General features: G+C 37.5%; 16 protein-coding genes. 7 read left to right on the forward strand and 9 right to left on the reverse strand.

Annotation, left to right across the window (positions count from 1 at the left end; all coding sequences use genetic code 11):
- Positions 1-526 precede the first annotated feature (526 nt).
- The 8 genes from lpdA to ACFIL8_RS01265 form a co-directional block, all read right to left on the reverse strand.
- Positions 527-1,933, reverse strand: a complete 1,407-nt coding sequence (gene lpdA, locus ACFIL8_RS01230; protein WP_375611323.1) for a dihydrolipoyl dehydrogenase — start codon at positions 1,931-1,933, stop codon at positions 527-529.
- A 31-nt stretch (positions 1,934-1,964) separates the two neighbouring features.
- On the reverse strand, positions 1,965-3,176 hold the full coding sequence (gene odhB / locus ACFIL8_RS01235) for a 2-oxoglutarate dehydrogenase complex dihydrolipoyllysine-residue succinyltransferase (RefSeq protein WP_375612752.1): 1,212 nt from the start codon (positions 3,174-3,176) through the stop codon (positions 1,965-1,967).
- 32 nt (positions 3,177-3,208) lie between these two features.
- Positions 3,209-6,208, reverse strand: a complete 3,000-nt coding sequence (locus ACFIL8_RS01240; RefSeq protein ID WP_375688772.1) for a 2-oxoglutarate dehydrogenase E1 component — start codon at positions 6,206-6,208, stop codon at positions 3,209-3,211.
- Positions 6,209-6,371: 163 nt separating this feature from the next.
- Positions 6,372-7,274, reverse strand: coding sequence for a succinate--CoA ligase subunit alpha (gene sucD / locus ACFIL8_RS01245; protein ID WP_375628543.1), 903 nt, complete (start codon positions 7,272-7,274; stop codon positions 6,372-6,374).
- 3 nt (positions 7,275-7,277) lie between these two features.
- The gene (sucC, locus tag ACFIL8_RS01250; protein WP_375612755.1) at positions 7,278-8,474 is read right to left on the reverse strand and encodes an ADP-forming succinate--CoA ligase subunit beta; all 1,197 of its coding nucleotides are present in this window, start codon (positions 8,472-8,474) and stop codon (positions 7,278-7,280) included.
- 88 nt (positions 8,475-8,562) lie between these two features.
- The gene (gene mdh, locus ACFIL8_RS01255; protein ID WP_375628541.1) at positions 8,563-9,525 is read right to left on the reverse strand and encodes a malate dehydrogenase; all 963 of its coding nucleotides are present in this window, start codon (positions 9,523-9,525) and stop codon (positions 8,563-8,565) included.
- A gap of 289 nt (positions 9,526-9,814) precedes the next feature.
- Positions 9,815-11,014 carry a cell division protein ZapE gene (gene zapE / locus ACFIL8_RS01260; RefSeq protein WP_375668172.1) on the reverse strand — a complete coding sequence of 400 codons (1,200 nt, stop codon included), beginning with the start codon at positions 11,012-11,014 and terminating at the stop codon, positions 9,815-9,817.
- Positions 11,015-11,112: 98 nt separating this feature from the next.
- The gene (locus ACFIL8_RS01265; protein WP_375620904.1) at positions 11,113-11,658 is read right to left on the reverse strand and encodes an AprI/Inh family metalloprotease inhibitor; all 546 of its coding nucleotides are present in this window, start codon (positions 11,656-11,658) and stop codon (positions 11,113-11,115) included.
- 225 nt (positions 11,659-11,883) lie between these two features.
- Here ACFIL8_RS01265 and dapF point away from each other — a divergent pair, with 225 nt between their 5' ends.
- The 7 genes from dapF (at position 11,884) to ACFIL8_RS01300 (ending at position 17,957) form a co-directional block, all read left to right on the forward strand.
- Positions 11,884-12,735 (forward strand): diaminopimelate epimerase, encoded by an 852-nt coding sequence (gene dapF, locus ACFIL8_RS01270; RefSeq protein ID WP_375628539.1) that lies wholly within the window; start codon positions 11,884-11,886, stop codon positions 12,733-12,735.
- On the forward strand, positions 12,735-14,018 hold the full coding sequence (mtaB, locus tag ACFIL8_RS01275; RefSeq protein WP_375612759.1) for a tRNA (N(6)-L-threonylcarbamoyladenosine(37)-C(2))-methylthiotransferase MtaB: 1,284 nt from the start codon (positions 12,735-12,737) through the stop codon (positions 14,016-14,018). The genes dapF and mtaB overlap by 1 nt, the downstream gene beginning before the upstream one ends.
- A 14-nt stretch (positions 14,019-14,032) precedes the next feature.
- A complete protein-coding gene (gene ftsY, locus ACFIL8_RS01280; RefSeq protein WP_375638139.1) occupies positions 14,033-15,286 on the forward strand; it encodes a signal recognition particle-docking protein FtsY in 1,254 nt (417 codons plus the stop codon).
- A complete protein-coding gene (locus tag ACFIL8_RS01285; RefSeq protein WP_375620900.1) occupies positions 15,283-15,969 on the forward strand; it encodes a septation protein A in 687 nt (228 codons plus the stop codon). Before ftsY ends, ACFIL8_RS01285 begins: the two co-directional genes overlap by 4 nt.
- A gap of 62 nt (positions 15,970-16,031) precedes the next feature.
- Complete coding sequence (gloB, locus tag ACFIL8_RS01290) at positions 16,032-16,793, forward strand: hydroxyacylglutathione hydrolase (protein WP_375628534.1); 762 nt, start codon at positions 16,032-16,034, stop codon at positions 16,791-16,793.
- A gap of 2 nt (positions 16,794-16,795) precedes the next feature.
- On the forward strand, positions 16,796-17,293 hold the full coding sequence (locus ACFIL8_RS01295) for a hypothetical protein (protein WP_375612763.1): 498 nt from the start codon (positions 16,796-16,798) through the stop codon (positions 17,291-17,293).
- Positions 17,294-17,489: 196 nt separating this feature from the next.
- Positions 17,490-17,957, forward strand: a complete 468-nt coding sequence (locus tag ACFIL8_RS01300) for a hypothetical protein (protein WP_375611337.1) — start codon at positions 17,490-17,492, stop codon at positions 17,955-17,957.
- Positions 17,958-17,980: 23 nt separating this feature from the next.
- Here ACFIL8_RS01300 and ACFIL8_RS01305 read toward each other — a convergent pair whose 3' ends face one another.
- Positions 17,981-18,877: a ParB/RepB/Spo0J family partition protein gene (locus ACFIL8_RS01305; protein ID WP_375612765.1), complete on the reverse strand. Its 897-nt coding sequence runs from the start codon at positions 18,875-18,877 to the stop codon at positions 17,981-17,983.
- Positions 18,878-18,911: the final 34 nt, after the last annotated feature.

An 18,911-nucleotide genomic window follows, 5' to 3' on the forward strand; every position in this document is an offset into this window, starting at 1 on the left:
ATGAAAATTCTCAAATAATAAAGAGCTTTAGCAATATTAAGAACTGAAAAAGTGTATTATAATGCCAGCGTGTACTTTTACTAAACATAAAGATGATGGTGCACAATAGGTCTTATAACAGTTTGAATGAATTTCATATATTTCAAGAGGAACTTTTACAGCTATACCATTCACGAACACCCTCGCGAAGTAGATTTGAGCATTTTGAGAGATGTCTTCTTAACACAAAGCACCCAGATAGGCTCAGAATCCTATCTTAAATATTTTATAACAGTATAAAAACTACCCCATATATAAAACTTTACATAGACTAAACACCACCGCTCTAAACGATAGTGCACAACAGAATAATCAATCAAAACTGCACAACAGATATCTAAAACAGTAATTATCGAAAAGCATACAACAAATGGAACATTTCAATACAATTGGTTATATTCTTTTTTAAAGTTTTAAAATGTTGTTGCATGCTTCACAAATATTTTCTGCCTCATGTGCCTTTTAAAATTTACTTTTTAAAAGCTTTTTAAATATGAAGTGGTTTAGCAAATGTTGCCAAAGCTGCCTCACGCACGGCTTCTGATAAGGTAGGATGTGCATGGCAACAACGTCCCAGATCTTCTGATGAACCTCCAAATTCCATTAAAACTGCAATTTCATGGATCATTTCACCAGCACCAAATCCAAGAATATGCCCCCCTAATACCCGATCTGTTTTTTTATCAGAAAGGATTTTAACGAACCCATCACTCTTTTGCATTGCACGTGCACGACCATTGGCCATAAAAGGAAATTTGCCAACATTATATTCAATACCAGCAGTTTTTAGCTCTTCTTCTGTCCTTCCTACACTCGCAATTTCCGGCTGTGTATAAACAACACTAGGAATAACATCAAAATTAACATGCCCTTTTTGACCTGCCAAAATTTCTGCCACAGCAACGCCTTCTTCCTCTGCTTTATGTGCTAGCATTGGTCCTTTTACGACATCACCAATCGCATAAATTCCTGGAACATTCGTCTGCCAATGAGCATCAATTGCAATAAATCCGCGTTCATCTAACTGAACACCAGCCTCTTGTAATCCAAGCCCCTCTGTATAAGGAGAACGTCCAGTAGCAATAAGCACAACATCAGCCTCTAAAGTTTCAGATTCACCACCTTTGACAGATTCAAAGCTCACCTGAGCAGTTGAGCCAGATTGTGTAACAGCTGTTACCTTTGCACCCGTTTTATATTCAATCCCCTGTTTTTCCATTAATTTCTGAAATTGCCGTGAAACTTCACCATCCATTGAGCCCAAAACTTTATTAAGATACTCAATAATGGTCACTTTAGCACCTAAACGGCTCCAAACTGATCCAAGTTCTGAACCAATGACACCAGCACCTACTACAATCATATGCGTTGGTACTTTTTCAAGTGAAAGAGCTCCCGTAGAAGAAACAATAGTCTTTTCATCAATTTCAACATTCACCCCTGGAATGCCTGAACTCTCTGAACCGGTAGCAATAATAATATTTTTTGTCTCAATTGTTTGTTTATTACCATCTCTGGCAACAACTTCCACATGACCCGCACTCAAAATTTTGGCTGTCCCAAAAAAAGTATCAACTTTATTTTTTTTCATCAAAAAAGAAACACCACTCGTATTGGCTGTCACCACAGCTTTCTTATGAACCATCATTTGTTCAAGATTAAGCTTAGATTTACCAATAGAAATACCAAGCGTTTCAAAACCATGCTGGGTTTCAGAAAACACTTCTGAAGCATGCAGCAACGCTTTAGAAGGAATACAACCAACGTTGAGACATGTTCCTCCTAATGTTGTACGCTTTTCAATAATTGCTACTTTAAGTCCCAGTTGCGCCGCTTTTATTGCTGCTACATAACCACCTGGACCCGCTCCGATCACAGCCACATCATAAGACATCCGTTTCTCCTTTCATCCTGAAAACTGTATTTTACAAATCAAGAACAAGGCGTTCCGGATCTTCTAAGCTTTCCTTAACACGCACAAGGAAAGTCACAGCTTCTTGCCCATCCACAATACGGTGATCATAAGAAAGCGCTAAATACATCATGGGGCGGATCACAACTTGACCCTCAACAACCATTGCTCGCTCTTTAATCGCATGCATTCCCAAAATACCAGATTGTGGTGCATTCAAAATCGGTGTTGACATCAACGATCCATACACACCACCATTGGTAATGGTAAAAGTTCCGCCCTGCATATCAGAAACGGCTAATTTTCCATCACGCGCAAGACGCCCCAAACGACCAATCTCTTTTTCAATCTCTGCCAATGACATTTGATCTGCATCTCGCACCACTGGAACAACAAGCCCTTTATCCGTTCCAACAGCAATTCCAACATTGACATAGTTTTTGTAAACAATATCTGTCCCATCAATCTCTGCATTAACAGCAGGAAGTTCTTTTAATGCATGACAAACAGCCTTGGTAAAAAAACCCATAAAACCAAGCTTAACACCATGTTTCTTTTCAAAAAGATCCTTATAACGCTTGCGCAAATCCATCACCGCTGACATATCAACCTCATTAAATGTGGTTAACATTGCTGCTACATTTTGTGCATCTTTAAGACGGCGAGCAATTGTTTGACGCAATTTCGTCATACGAACCCGCTCTTCACGTGTTTCTTGGACAGGAGGTGCCGAAGAACTCGTCGCAGAAGAAGAGGGTGTAGGAGCATTTGTACTTTGTTTTAATCCACCAAGAACATCTTCTTTAAGAATTTGTCCACGTTTTCCAGAACCTGAAATATCGCTTTTTGCAACATTATTTTCAGCCATCAATTTTGCTGCTGAAGGAGAAGGAGGCATTGCACTGCTCAAAGCAGGCTTCTCCGATTCAGATGAAGCCGCTGGAACAAGTGTAGCAGAAGGTGAAAGTGATTGGGAGATACCAGCTTCTCCAGCTTTCACCACTCCTAAAAGAGCATTTACTTCAACCGTATCGCCTTCTTTTGCAATGATTTCAGATAATTTCCCAGCAACAGGAGAAGGAACTTCAACGGTTACCTTATCAGTTTCTAATTCAACCAAAGGCTCATCCATAGCGACAGCTTCGCCAAGTTTTTTAAACCATTTGCCAACCGTTGCTTCGGTAACCGATTCGCCCAAAGTAGGAACACGAATTTCAGTAGTCATAATATTTTTCCATACATCAGAGTAGTAATAAATTAAGAACCTAACGCGTCTTTAAGAAACGCAGCCAGTTGTTCAAGGTGTTTCACCATTAACCCAGAGGCCGGTGACGCACTCGCAGGACGTCCTGCATAACGAGCACGTGAATATTGCGCATTAATATGCGTCAAAACCCATTCCAAATAAGGCTCAATAAATGACCAAGCCCCCATGTTTTTTGGTTCCTCTTGGCACCAAAAAACTTCCGCCTGCAAAAAGCGCGATAATACATTCACCAAAACTTTTGCAGGGAAAGGATAAAGCTGTTCAACACGAAGGAGGTAAACATCATCAATACCCCTTTTTTCACGTTCTTCATAAAGGTCGTAATAAACCTTACCAGTACAAAGAACGACACGGCGAATCTTATTATCTTTTTGCAACTTAATGACAGAATCTCTGAGACATTCTGCATCATCAAGCAACACACGACAAAAACTTGTTTCTGGCCCCATTTCATTGAGAAAAGAAACAGCTCTCTTATGACGTAAAAGTGATTTCGGTGTCATCAAAATCAATGGCTTCCGGAAATCACGCTTAATTTGTCGACGCAAAATATGAAAATAATTTGCAGGGGTTGTACAATTAGCAACCTGCATATTATCTTCCGCACAAAGTTGAAGAAACCGTTCTAAACGTGCAGAAGAATGCTCCGGCCCTTGCCCTTCAAAACCATGAGGCAATAAACACACAAGACCAGACATACGAAGCCACTTACGCTCTGCGGATGAAATAAATTGATCAAAAATGACCTGTGCACCATTAGAGAAATCACCAAATTGTGCTTCCCAAAGTGTTAATCCTCGTGGTTCAGCAAGAGAATATCCATATTCAAAACCAAGAACAGCTTCTTCAGAAAGCATAGAATTAACAACGTCATAAAGCGCTTGCCCCTTTTGTAAATGATTCAAAGGAATATAACGCGCCTCATTTTCTTGGTCATAAAGAACTGAATGACGTTGTGAAAAAGTTCCCCGTTCAACATCTTCACCGGAAAGACGAACCGGTGCACCTTCCAAACAAAGTGAACCAAAAGCTAAAGCTTCAGCGGTTGCCCAGTCAACACCCTCACCGGTTTCAAAAATTTTAGCACGATTATTTAAAAAACGTTGAATGGTTTTGTGAACGTGAAAATTCGCCGGAATTTCAACAATTTTCTGACCAATTTCCTTTAAAGTTTTTACTTCAACACCGGTTGCTCTAGAATGCTGCTCATCAGAACTACTAAAAGCTTTGAGTCCCGTCCAGCTTCCATCAAGCCAATCAGCCTTATTAGGCTTATAAGAAGCACTCGCTTCAAGTTCACCTTCAAGCTTATCGCGCCATAATTTTTTTTGTTGCTCAATCTCTTCTGAAGAAATCATTCCTTCTGCTACCAATTGGTCACTATAAAGTTGAAGTGTTGTTTTATGATTACGAATTGCTTTATACATAAGCGGCTGCGTAAAGGAAGGTTCATCACCTTCATTATGCCCATAACGGCGATAACAAAACATATCAATAACCACTGGTTTATGGAAAATTTGGCGAAACTCTGTTGCTATTTTGGCAACAAAAACAACCGCCTCAGGATCATCACCATTCACATGGAAAATTGGTGCATCAATCATTTTTGCGACATCTGATGGATAAGGCGAAGAACGTGAAAAACGTGGAGATGTTGTAAAACCAATCTGGTTATTGATAATAACATGAAGTGAGCCTGCAACACGATAACCTTTAAGACCTGAAAGACCAAAAGTTTCTTGGATAACGCCTTGTCCTGCAAAAGCGGCATCACCATGAATAAGCAATGGCATCACTTTTGAACGCTCACTTAATGGGAGTAAATCAGTATGCGCAGGTCCCATAAGTTGATCTTGTTTAGCACGTGCTTTTCCCATGACAACCGGATCAACAATCTCAAGATGAGATGGATTGGCTAACAGCGATAAATGAACTTTTTTACCATCAAAGTCCAGATCAGCGGTAGTTCCCAAATGATATTTGACATCACCGGATCCCTCCACATCATCAGGCTTGTAAGATCCCCCTTTGAATTCATGAAAAATAGCCCTATGCGGTTTGGCAAGAACTTGTGAAAGAACATTTAAACGACCACGATGTGCCATTCCTAAAATAACTTCCCTAACCCCCAAAGCACTACCACATTTGATAATCTGTTCAAGAGCGGGAATCAGCGCCTCACCACCATCGAGTCCAAAACGCTTTGTACCTTTATATTTAGTGTCTAAAAACTGTTCGAATCCCTCTGCCTGAATAAGCTTATTCAGAATAGCTTTCTTGTCTTGTTGTGTGAAAGAATTTTTTTTATCTCGCCCTTCAATGCGTTCTTGAAGCCATACTTTCTGAACCGAATCAGAAACATGCATATATTCCACACCGATTGTTGAACAATAGGTACGATTGAGAATCTCAAGCATTTGCGGAATAGTTGCATATTCCAACCCTAAAACATTATCAATAAAAATGGGACGCTCGTAATCAGCTGGAGTAAAACCATAAGCTTCTGGAGAAAGTTCCTTATAATCTTCTTGTTTTTCGGCCAATTGAAGAGGGTCAAGTTGCGCATGAAGATGTCCCCGTTCTCGAAACGCACGAATCATCATAATTGCATGAACGGAATCACGTGTTGCACGAATAATATCTTGTTCACTGGAAGTTTTTCCCTTTTGTGCAGCACCTGTTATTGCTTTTTCCTTTAATTTATCGCCAAAATATTTTTCAAGAGAAGACCAATCACCATCAAGAGCAGAAATCAATTCACCCTCTGCTTTTAATGGCCAATGATCACGCTGCCATGTTGCTCCTTCAGCATTTTTAAGAACATCTTCTTTATTATCATGAAGTCCTTCAAAAAAAGCACGCCACTGTGAATCAACACTGGTAGGATCTTTTTCATATTGAGCATAAAGTTGATCTATATAATCCGCATTCCCACCATAAAGAAATGATGTCTGTGCAAAAAGGCTATTTATTTCGTCCTGCCTTGCCATATACTTCTCCGGAACATTTATTCCGTCTCCTTATATCTCTTTTTGACCTTTAAATGCTTACAAACAAGCAGTGATTCGAACATTCAAAAAAGTTTTACCTTTTTATACTCAAGCTTTTTCACCTGAATCTAAGAACCTTTTCTTATTCAGGTGAAACTTTCTTTTAGCCTTTCAAAACTGACATCAAAGTCTTACCTATCTGTGATGGCGAAGAAGATACACGAATCCCTGCTGATTCCATTGCCGCAATTTTATCTTCTGCTCCACCTTTACCACCAGAAATAACAGCACCAGCATGTCCCATTGTCCGTCCTGGAGGAGCCGTACGGCCAGCAATAAAGCCAACAACTGGCTTTTTACGACCTTTTCTTGCTTCATCTTGCAAAAACTGTGCTGCTTCTTCTTCAGCAGAACCACCAATCTCACCAATCATAACAATAGACTCGGTTTCATCATCCGCTAAAAACATTTCCAACACATCAATAAATTCAGTGCCCTTAACAGGATCGCCACCAATCCCTATAGCAGTTGTTTGTCCGAGACCTTCCTGACTCGTTTGAAAAACGGCTTCATAAGTTAAAGTTCCCGACCTCGAGACAACCCCAACAGAACCTTTTCTAAAAATAGAACCAGGCATAATACCAATTTTACATTCATTTGGTGTAAGAATACCGGGACAATTAGGACCAATAAGACGAGACTTTGAGTTTTCTAATCGCGCCTTCACTTTAACCATATCCATAACGGGAATACCTTCCGTAATACAGATAATTAAACGAACTTCAGCTTCTATAGCCTCTATAATAGCTGCAGCAGCCCCTGCAGGAGGAACATAAATAACGGAAGCATCTGCACCTGTTTTTTCTTTTGCTTCTGCAACATTAGCGAAAATAGGAAGAGTTTCGCCTTCTGAACCTTCCCATGTTTCTCCACCCTTTTTAGGATTAACGCCACCAACCATTTGCGTACCATGATAAGCAAGCGCCTGTTCTGTATGAAACGTTCCTGTTTTTCCTGTAAGCCCTTGAACTAGAACTTTTGTCTCTTTATTCACAAGAATTGACATAGCTTAAGCTCCCTTCACGGCTGCAACAATTTTTTGGGCAGCATCATCTAAATCATCAGCAGGAATAACATTCAAACCACTCTCATTGATAATTGCTTTACCTTGCTCAACATTAGTACCTTCAAGACGAACAACCAAGGGAACCTTTAAACCAACCTCACGAACAGCAGCAACCACACCTTCAGCAATGACATCACAACGCATAATACCACCAAAAATGTTAACCAAAATGCCCTTAACATTTGGATCGGCCGTAATAATTTTAAAAGCAGCTGTCACCTTTTCTTTTGATGCTCCACCACCAACATCCAAAAAATTCGCTGGCTCTGCTCCATAAAGCTTAATGATATCCATTGTTGCCATAGCAAGCCCAGCACCATTAACCATGCAACCAATCGTACCCTCAAGAGCAACATAAGCAAGATCATGCTTTGATGCTTCTATTTCCTTTGGATCTTCTTCTGAAAGATCGCGCAATTCTAAAATATCTGGATGACGAAACAGAGCATTATTATCAAAAGAAACTTTCGCATCAAGAACACGCAAGTGACCATCTTTCATCACAATAAGCGGATTGATTTCTAAAAGGCTCATATCTTTTTCACAAAATGCCTTATAGAGAATCGGAAAAAGCTTTTCACCATCTTCTCGCGCACTACTTTGTAGTTTCAACGCATCACAAAGTCTTGCACAATCAGCAGAAGTAACACCCTCTACAGCATCAATGGGAAGCGTGAATATTTTTTCTGGTGTCTCTTCAGCAACCGTTTCAATATCCATTCCACCTTCTGTTGAAACAACAAAAGCAATTCGACCAACGCTACGATCAACCAAAAGTGAAAGATAAAGCTCCCGTTCAATATCGGCACCATCTTCAATATAAAGGCGGTTGACCTGCTTACCCTCTGGACCAGTTTGTTTGGTTACCAAAGTTTTTCCAAGCATTTCTTGAACATTTGCAACAACTTCTTCAACAGATTGTGCAAGCCGAACACCACCCTTTGCATCAGGACCAAGTTCTTTAAACTTACCCTTACCACGACCACCAGCGTGTATCTGACTTTTAACCACATAGAGAGGTCCGGGCAATTTTTCCGCCCATTTTTCAGCTTGCTCTACAGAATAAACAGCGACACCATTTGCAATTGGTGCTCCATATTCATGAAGCAGACGTTTGGCCTGATACTCATGGATATTCATGCATTTGTCCTTTTCTTTTATGGATCTTATTAATCCTAAAGTTTTAACATTCTAAATACTTATTTTAATGAATTAAATCTTGTTCAATTTACTTGAGACTAGGTACAAGAGCAATACAAGCTTCACAAAGCTTTTTAACCGCATTTACTGAATGATCAAAAGCACCTCTTTCTTCTTTATCAAGATCAATTTCAATGACTCGTTCAACACCACCTGCACCAAGTACAACAGGAACACCAACGTAAGTATCATTAACCCCATATTCTCCTGAAAGATAAGCTGCAACAGGCACAACACGCTTAGTATCCTTTAGGTAGGCCTCAGCCATAGAAACAGCAGAAGCTGCTGGTGCATAATAAGCAGAACCTGTTTTTAACAAACCAACAATTTCTGCACCGCCATCACGGGTACGCTGGATAATTTGATCAATTCTTCCCTGTGTTGTCCAGCCCATCTTTATAAGATCAGGCAAAGAAATACCACCAACCGTTGAATAACGCACGAGAGGAACCATTGTATCACCGTGGCCCCCTAAAACAAACGCTGTCACATCTTTAATAGAGACCTTAAATTCCTCAGATAAGAAATGACGAAAACGCGCTGAATCAAGAACACCTGCCATACCAACCACTTTATGTGTAGGGAGACCTGAAAATTTCTGCAATGCCCACACCATCGCATCAAGGGGATTGGTAATACAAATAACAAACGCTGAAGAAGCGTATTTTTTAATTCCAGCTCCAACTTGTTCCATAACCTTTAAATTAATGCCCAAAAGTTCATCACGACTCATACCAGGTTTTCGCGCAACGCCTGCTGTTACAATAACAACATCAGCACCTTCAATTGCTTCATAAGCATTAGCACCTTTTAGACTGATATCAAAACCATCAACAGGAGAAGATTCGGCTATATCTAGAGCCTTACCTTGTGGCACACCTTCTGTAATATCAAATAAGACCACATCAGCAAGCTCTTTAAGCCCAATAATATGTGCTAAAGTACCACCAATCATACCTGAACCAATGAGAGCTATTTTTTTCCGTGCCATTTTATTTTTTCCTAACTTTTAGATAATTCAGCGCACACCCAATCAACGTCCGTATACTGAATATTTTTGACTTCAACCATATTCAAACAATATCATAAAAAGGAGTAAAGAAATGAAATTTACAAATTTATCTCCTTACAGAAACAACAACCCTCCGCTGAAACAACTATTAGAAAATTATCACGATGTATCGATAAAGTGAATTTAAAAAAAATACAACAGAATTATTATATTTCTTTAATTTCAAAAAGTTATTGTTTTGACAGTTTACGTAAAGGTAAAAGTATAATCAATGCTTCTTCTTCAAAAGAAAATGTTCTTCCCAAAGTTTTAAATAATCGTAGCTTTGCATTTCGAAAAGACGTGATTGTGTTCTTTGAAATTCAAATGTTTCCGTAATCTGCGCATGCCCTTTATACAAATCCCCTATCCCTGCGGCTGCCGACATAAACAACCGTATGTGGCGCTCATAAAGAATATCAATAAGCAAAATAAACCGTTTTGTTTCATTACGACATGTATCATCCATGACCGGTACATTATCAATAAAAATCGTATGATAATGCTTTCCTAATAACAAATATTCAGCCGCGGCCAAAGGCTTTGCACATAAATCCCCATAATCAAAACGAGCACATCCTGCACCAAAGCGCGGAATAGGAATAAAGCGCCCTTTTATAGAAAGCTCATCAGACATCTCCTTATGTCCTTGCAATACAAGTGTCCATGCTTGATCCATATATTCATTTGCTTGAACCCCCAACGGCGATACATACATCTGTTGTAGATTTGATTTTTCAAGGCGATAATCTGTTTTTGCATCAAGATTAACAACACGAACATATGCTTTCAAAACTTGAATAAAAGGCAAAAAGAGCTCACGATTTAAACCGTTACAATAAAGGTTATCTGGCGCCACATTTGAAGTCGCAATAAAGAAAATTCCTTTATCAAACAGAGCAGAAATAAGCCGCCCCAATACCATAGCATCAGCAATATCCGTTACACTAAACTCATCAAAACAAAGTACTTTTGCTTCTCGTGCAAGATCCTCAGCAACAGCTAAAATAGGATTATCTTGTTTAAATTTTGCACACCCAGATGCTTGACGATAAAAATTAATACGCTCATGCACATCAGCCATAAAATCATTAAAATGGGCACGCTTTTTATGACCTTTAGGCAAACAAGAAAAGAACAAATCCATCAGCATGGTTTTGCCCCGTCCTACTTCACCATAAATATACAGTCCCTGAAAAAAACCTGTTTCATCTCCTTGTTTTACAACACAAGAAATATTTTGTTTTTTCCTTTTAAATATTCTGTTAAAGAAAGAGCAAAATATCCAAGGCAAAGGATGAGAGATATTTTGTTCCGCAATTTTTTTTAATAAATGATCAAAATATTCTGTTATAGCTAATTGAGCGGGATCAAAACAAACCTCTCCTTTAGCAACAAGCTCCTTATAACATGTTGAAACGAGAATCATCCAAAAAACCTTTTTCAAACCGATCTCAATGAAAAATACAAATACTTTTCAAGAATCTGTCCGTCTAGTTTAGTTTGTCATAAACGATCAAAAATAATTTAACGACTTAAAATAACGGGATGATCATCAAGTGTACGTCCCTCAAAACGATCAACATTTGAAGAATAAAGAACGAGGATAACACGTCCAGAGTTATTATAAAAATATAATCTTTTTCCTTTAACAGCCCACGATCTCACTTGGGAAGCAATTCCTGGACAGTGTAAAGGACCAGCACGGTACCCTTGTCCAAACTTTGTTTGTGGAGTTGCAATCCGGCAAACTTTTCCTCCCATAGAAAGATTCCACACCCCAGCAACACTTGCAGGAAATAAATCAGTAGCATTACTTGGCAATTCGAGACTAGCCATTCGTCCATCGCTCTGAGAATCTCCTTTTTCATACATCGGAGCGTTTGCATCTTCAGATATCGACGAAGAAGTAGACGACAGATCAGACGCTTCTAATATTGTCATTTGTTGAGATGGATAAAAAACTTCTAATGCGTTACCATCGTCATTACCATCAAACCGTGTTGTTGAACATCCCCCTAAAAACATTACAGTTGATAGTGCAACGAAAAACGAAACTTTTGAAAACGCCATGTCTGTACTCTCTCCCACGACAATAAATAAGTTCACAAAAAAATTAAGCGAATATTTGTTATAGTTACAAAGATAAATTAACAAATTAAAAAAAACAGGTTAAAATCACTTATTTTAAAAGAAATAATTTATGTGCCCAATTTTATATTTATTAAACACTAGAAATTTATAATATTTTCAGTCATATATCTTTTTATAAGTAATCATTAGAAATAGAGAAGTTTCATGAAAACGCCATTTAGCAAAATGGACGGTCTTGGAAATCAAATTATTGTTGTTGATATGCGTGAAAGCACATACGCTCTTACACCACAAGCAATCCTTGCTTTGTCGGCAGATCCTGAAATGCATTTTGATCAAATCATGGCTATCCACACACCAACCCAGAAAAAAACCGACTTCCGCATAGAAATATGGAATGCCGACGGATCAATGGCTAAAGCTTGTGGCAATGGTACCCGCTGTGTCATCGCATGGCTTAAAGATCACAATTTTGGTGAAAAATTTCATTTAGAAACTCCCGCTGGAATTATTGAAGGAAAATACCAAACCGATAATCTCATTTCTGTTGATATGGGATGCCCAAATTTCAATGCAAAAGAGATGCCTGTTTCACGTGAAATAGTTGATACCAATCACGTAGAAATTATCGCTGGTCCCCTAAAAGACGCTTGTCTCATATCCATTGGCAATCTCCATGCTATCTTTTTTGTTGAAAATGATATTCAACATATTCCATTAGAAAAATATGGGCCAAAACTTGAACATGATCCCCTGTTTCCCGAACGGTGCAATATTTCCATTGCTTGCATAACGTCAAAGAAAAGTCTAAATTTACGTACATGGGAGCGAGGGGCAGGATTAACACAAGCATGTGGGAGTGCTGCTTGTGCAAGTGCAGTGGCTGCTTATCGTCGTGGACTTACAGAGCGCCATGTTGATGTAAATTTACCAAAGGGAAAACTTAATATTTTTTACCGAGAAGACGATCATATTATCATGACAGGACCAATTAAATATCACTTTAGTGGTTTTTTAAGCCCTTTAACAGGGTGTTACAAAAAGGATCACTCCTGATGGCAATAGAAATTGTAACTTTTGGTTGTCGACTTAATAGCTACGAATCGGAAATCATTCGCAAAGAAAGTACTTCTTCAGGGCTAGATCAACTTAAAGATGGTGCTATTATCTTTAATACCTGTGCTGTCACTGCCGAAGCCGTACGACAAGCAAAACAAGCTATCCGCAAAGCAAGACGTGAAAATCCTCATGCGCGTATCATTGTAACAGGGTGTGCAGCCCAAACAGAAGCACAAAATTTTGCCTCAATGACAGAAGTAGATCTTGTTTTAGGAAACGAAGATAAACTTCACGCTCATTCTTATCGTCAACTTCCTGATTTTGGTATTAATCATTCTGAAAAGGTGCATATCAATGACATTATGGAAGTACAAAAAATTGCTCCACATATGGTCAGTGCAATGCAAGAGCGCACCCGCGCTTTTGTACAGGTACAAAACGGATGCGATCACCGCTGTACATTTTGCATTATTCCTTATGGACGAGGACCATCTCGTTCAGTTCCCATGGGTGCTGTCATAGAACAAATTAAAAAGCTGATAGGTGGGGGTATCCAAGAAGTGGTCCTTACAGGTGTTGACCTTACAAGTTATGGCCACGATCTTCCTGGAAAAGCTACTCTAGGAAAATTAACTTCAGCTATTTTGCATCATGTCCCTGACTTAGCCCGATTACGCCTCTCATCTATTGACTCTATTGAAGCAGACGAAGAACTCATAAATCTTTTAGCTTATGAAACAAGAATCATGCCCCATTTGCATTTATCTTTGCAAGCAGGTGATAATATGATTTTAAAACGGATGAAACGGCGTCATCTGCGCGAACATGCCATTCAATTTTGCCAAGAATTGCGTGCCAAACGTTCTACAATGGTTTATGGTGCCGACTTAATTGCTGGTTTTCCTACAGAAACAGAAGAGATGTTTCAAAATAGTCTTGCCTTAATCAAAGATTGTAATTTAACCCATCTCCATGTCTTCCCCTTTAGTCCAAGAGAAGGAACACCTGCCGCACGTATGCCACAAATCAACCGTAAAATAGTTAAGCTGCGTGCTGAAAAATTGCGTAAAGCAGGTGATATGGCTTACCAAAAGCATCTTGCTCATTTACAAAACAGTCTACAAACAATTCTCGTTGAAAAAGATGAAATCGGACGAACAGAAGATTATACTCTTGTACAAGTTAAAGGTGCAAAAGCAGGAACAATTGTTCAAGCCCTTATCGTTGATCATGATGGCGATAAATTGATTGCTGTCCCTCCAAAATTAAACGCTGCTTGAGCAGGAGAATTCTTATGACTAAATCTTTTATAAAAAAAATATTCTCTTTTAACAAATCTCAAGAGCAAGAAATTGAACAACAGATTTCTATTCCTGATAAAAGCGATATAATAGAAGAAAATAAAGACAAAAATGAAAAGACAAAAAATAATCAAATCTCTATAAACACAGAAAAAGAAGAACAAACAAAAAATCCAGAGTCAATACTTACAAAATATGATGAAAAATCTCCATTTCTAGAATCCCATTCTGATAAAATTCCCTTTTCTGGTAAAATTATTGTCACAGACAACATCCGTGAAAAAAAGAATGAAGAAATTTTATCTGAACCTTCTGTTGAACAAAAAAAGACAGCGTGGTTTGGGCGCCTTAAAAAAGGCCTATCCCTTTCTTCACAACGCCTAAGCGGATCAATTGGCGATCTCTTTGTTAAAAGAAAACTTGATGAAGATACACTGCAAGAGCTCGAAGATATTCTTATCCAAGCTGACATAGGTGTAGAGACGGCAACACGCATCACAAATACTTTAGCTTCCAGTCGTTACGGAAAAAACCTCTCCCCAGATGATATTCATACTATTGTAGCTGATGAGGTCAAAAAAGTTCTGGAACCTGTTGCAATACCATTAGAACTTGATCTCAGCCATAAACCTCATGTTATTTTGCTGGTAGGTGTAAATGGCACTGGAAAAACGACAACTATTGGAAAACTTTCAGCCAAATTAACAGAAGGGGGATTAAAAGTTATGCTGGCAGCAGGTGATACTTTCCGAGCCGCTGCTATTGAGCAACTACACATTTGGGGTGAACGTACCAATTCTCCTGTTATTTCGACAAAATTGGGTGCAGATGCCGCCAGCTTAGCATTTGATGCTTATGAAAAAGCAAAAAAAACAAACAGTGATGTATTAATTATTGATACAGCAGGGCGTTTACAAAATAAATCTGAATTAATGGATGAGTTGGCAAAAATTATTCGTGTTTTAAAAAAACACACCCCCCAAGCACCCCACACAATCCTTCAAACTCTTGATGCAACAACCGGACAAAATGCACTCAACCAAGTGGACATTTTCAGTGATATTGCTGGTGTTAATGGTTTAGTTATGACAAAGCTAGATGGGACTGCACGAGGAGGAATTCTTGTCGCTATCGCAGCAAAATATAAATTACCCGTTTATTTTATCGGTATAGGAGAAGATATTGAAGACCTTCAACCCTTTTCTGCTTCTGACTTTGCCGAAACTATTGCAGGAAAACACGCATGAAACAGCCTTTATCTAATCTTAATTTACACAATAATTCTGAAAAAAAGATGAATAACAATAAAAAAATTTCTCTCTCACCAACACTTAAGTTTCTTTTGGAAATGGGTCCATTGGTTGCCTTCTTTTTTGCCAATTATAAGGGAGAATGGCTGATAAAAAACATTGGATTTTTTCAAAATTTTAGTAAGCCTATTTTCCCTGCAACAGCTATTTTTATGGTGGCTATTATTATTTCCCTAAGCTTATCATGGATCCTTGCAAGACAAATTCCTATTATGCCTCTTATTTCAGGAATATTTGTTTTAGTTTTTGGCTTTCTAACTCTCTGGCTTCATAATGAAACTTTCATAAAAATGAAACCAACAATCATTAATAGCTTATTTGCTTTTATACTTTTTGGAGGGATGTTTTTTAAAAAACCACTTTTACGTTATGCTCTTGATTCTACCTTAAAACTTGATGATTTAGGTTGGCAAAAACTTACCTATCGTTGGGCGTTTTTTTTCATTTTTCTTGCCATTTTGAATGAAATAATTTGGCGTAATTTTAGCGATAATTTCTGGACAAGTTTCAAAGTATTTGGCGTCATGCCTATAACAGTCCTTTTCATGCTTACCCAAATGCCTATAATTATAAAACATTCAAAAGGACTTTTTACAGAAGAGGACAAATCTGATTCTTAAAAAAATCATCACTACCGATTATTTTATAGATTCATCGCCAAACACTGTTCGGGAGAAAAAATATGTTGATTGAACAGTTTATTTGTCGAGAAGACAATTTCGGTGTACTCCTTCATGATGAAAAAAGTGGTATGACAGCTGCAATAGATGCTCCTGAAGGCAAAGCGATTCACAATGCCTTAAAGCGCCACAATTGGACACTTAACACTATTTTTGTAACTCATCATCATCACGACCATGTAGAAGCCCTATCAGAATTAAAACAAGTTTACAACGCTACGGTTATCGGACCAGAAGCAGAAAAAGAAAAGATCAATCATCTTGATAAAACACTTCAACCTGATGAAAGTTTTTCTTTTGGCTCACTCCTTCTTTTAGCTCTTTCAACACCTGGTCATACTCTAGGCGCATTATCTTACTATTTTCCTGAAAAGAATTTACTCTTTGCTGGAGATACACTTTTTTCATTGGGCTGTGGACGTCTTTTCGAAGGAAAACCAGCACAAATGCTGAATTCTTTAAAAAAACTTCGTAAACTTCCTGATGAAACACTTCTCTATTGTGGACACGAATATACAAAAAATAACGCTCTTTTCGCACTAACAATTGACCCACATAATAAAAAACTCCACCAAAGAATAGAGGAAGTTTTTTTGCTACGTGCAAAAAACGCTATGACTTTACCAGTAACCTTAGGGCAAGAAAAAGCCACCAATCCCTTTCTCCGCTGGGATGATAGTGTATTGCGAAAGAACCTTGTAATGGAAGAAAAAACAGATGAAGAAGTTTTTGCTGAAGTTCGAAGAAGAAAGGACAATTTTTAACCATGCGTAAGTTCGTATTACGTTTGTTCCTGCTTTTTCTTTTCGTGATACATATTCAACAAACAATGGCAGAGGAAAAGGAAACAGATAATTCTTCTCTTATAGCACCTCTCATTGCAAATTATCCCTTAACAGAAGATTTTCTTTTAAAGCTGGAAAAAATTGAAAAAGAATGTAAAAACTTACTTCCAGAAACAAAAAATAATCTTATAACTTATGATTCTAGTATCCACTCTAGTATTGAAAACTACACTACCTATATTTCTAGTAAACCAAAACTTGTGAATATTTTAAAAGAAAATAATATAACACCGAAAGATTTTGCTGCGGGAACCTTAGCACTTAAAGAAATATCAGCGCTTCTCATATTTGTACCTGAAAAGGAATATTCTACTGAGAAAAATACTATATTTCTAAACAATCTTGAATTTGTTAAAAAACATTTTTACAAAGCAACAATTCTTTTAAATAGCTGTGAAAAACTCATTTTGAGCAACTAATCAGCTATGAGACATTAAAAAATATTATCCCATTAATCTAATAAAAAAGTACGTGCATTAAAAAAACACCGTGTTTTTACCATTCCTAATAATTGTTTTTATTTCGATTATATTTACAAATGTTTTTCTAAAAATAAAGAATAACAGACGGAAAAATATTTATTGAAATTCAAAAAAGAAAGGATAATTTTTCGTCATGTTTAAACTTCTATTGTGTTTTTTCTTCATTTTTCCTTTTGTATCATACGCTCAAGAAAAAAAACAAGAAATAGATGATCCTTCTTTTATACCGCCTTTCATTGCAAATTATCCCTTAACAGAAGATATTCTTTTAAAGCTGGAAAAAATCAAAGCAGAATGTAGAAATTTATCTTCAGAACCAGAACAAACAAATACAAAAAGTGATCTCAGTACTTATGATGATAATATTGAAAAATACGCTTCCTATATTTTTAATAATCCAAAACTTGTAAATATTTTAAAAGAAAATAATATAACACCGAAAGATTTTGTTGTTGCTCACCTAGCACTTCAAGCGACATTGTATGTACTTACTGATGAAGAAAATTCTACTTATGAAAAAAACTCTTTACCTGCAAGAAATATAGAATTTGCTAAAGAGCATATGTATAGAATAATAAAAATTTTAAAAGATAACTGTTAAAAAAATCTTTTTAGAACAATTGATTAACTTTGTAAACGCCGACAAATTTCATCTAATTGTTCTAATGAAGAGTAATGTATTTTTAAATCTCCACCTTTTTTACCATGTCGAATAATAACTTTCATTCCTATCACATCTGCAAGTAATTTTTCTAAAGATTTTGTTTCAGCATCTTTCTCCGTATTGGTACGCTTTTTAGTTTTAGGATTAGCTTGCTCATATGCAAGTATTTCTGTTTGACGTACTGAAAGCCCTTCACGAATAATTTTCTCAGCTAAATTTTGTGGATCATCAACGGTTATAAGACAACGTGCATGACCTGCAGAAAGTTGTCCATCAGTTAAGAATTGTTGTACTTTTTCTGGAAGTTTTAACAAACGAAGCGTATTTGCAACATGACTACGACTTTTTCCTATAACTTGCGCTAAATCTACTTGCGTATAATCATGTTCATTTAGAAGCATCTCATATCCCTTTGCTTCTTCGATAGGATTAAGATCTGCACGTTGAACATTTTCAATAATTGCCAATTCCAAAGCCGTTTTATCGTCCACATCACGAATAATAACGGGTAATTGACTTAAATTTGCACGTTGTGCTGCACGCCAGCGCCGTTCACCCGCAATCAATTCAAACCGATGAGGATGATCTCTTAAAGGCCTCACAATAACCGGTTGAACCACACCGTGTTGACGAATTGATTGTGTCAAATTATCAAGCTCTGTTTCAGTAAAATGACGCCGAGGATTGTGAGGATTACATGAAATAGATTCAATAGAAATAAATCGCTCAGAAAGACTACCGGATTCATTTAATTTATCAAAGCTTGATGAACGTGCAATATTGTTGTTTAAATTGATATCTCCAATCAATGCCGCTAATCCACGTCCTAGTCTTTTTTTTGATAGATCATCGTTCATAATTTTGCTCTTTGAGTTTTCTTACAAAAAATTT

This window comes from Bartonella sp. AP57NXGY, assembly GCF_042195805.1.
GTDB lineage: Bacteria > Pseudomonadota > Alphaproteobacteria > Rhizobiales > Rhizobiaceae > Bartonella.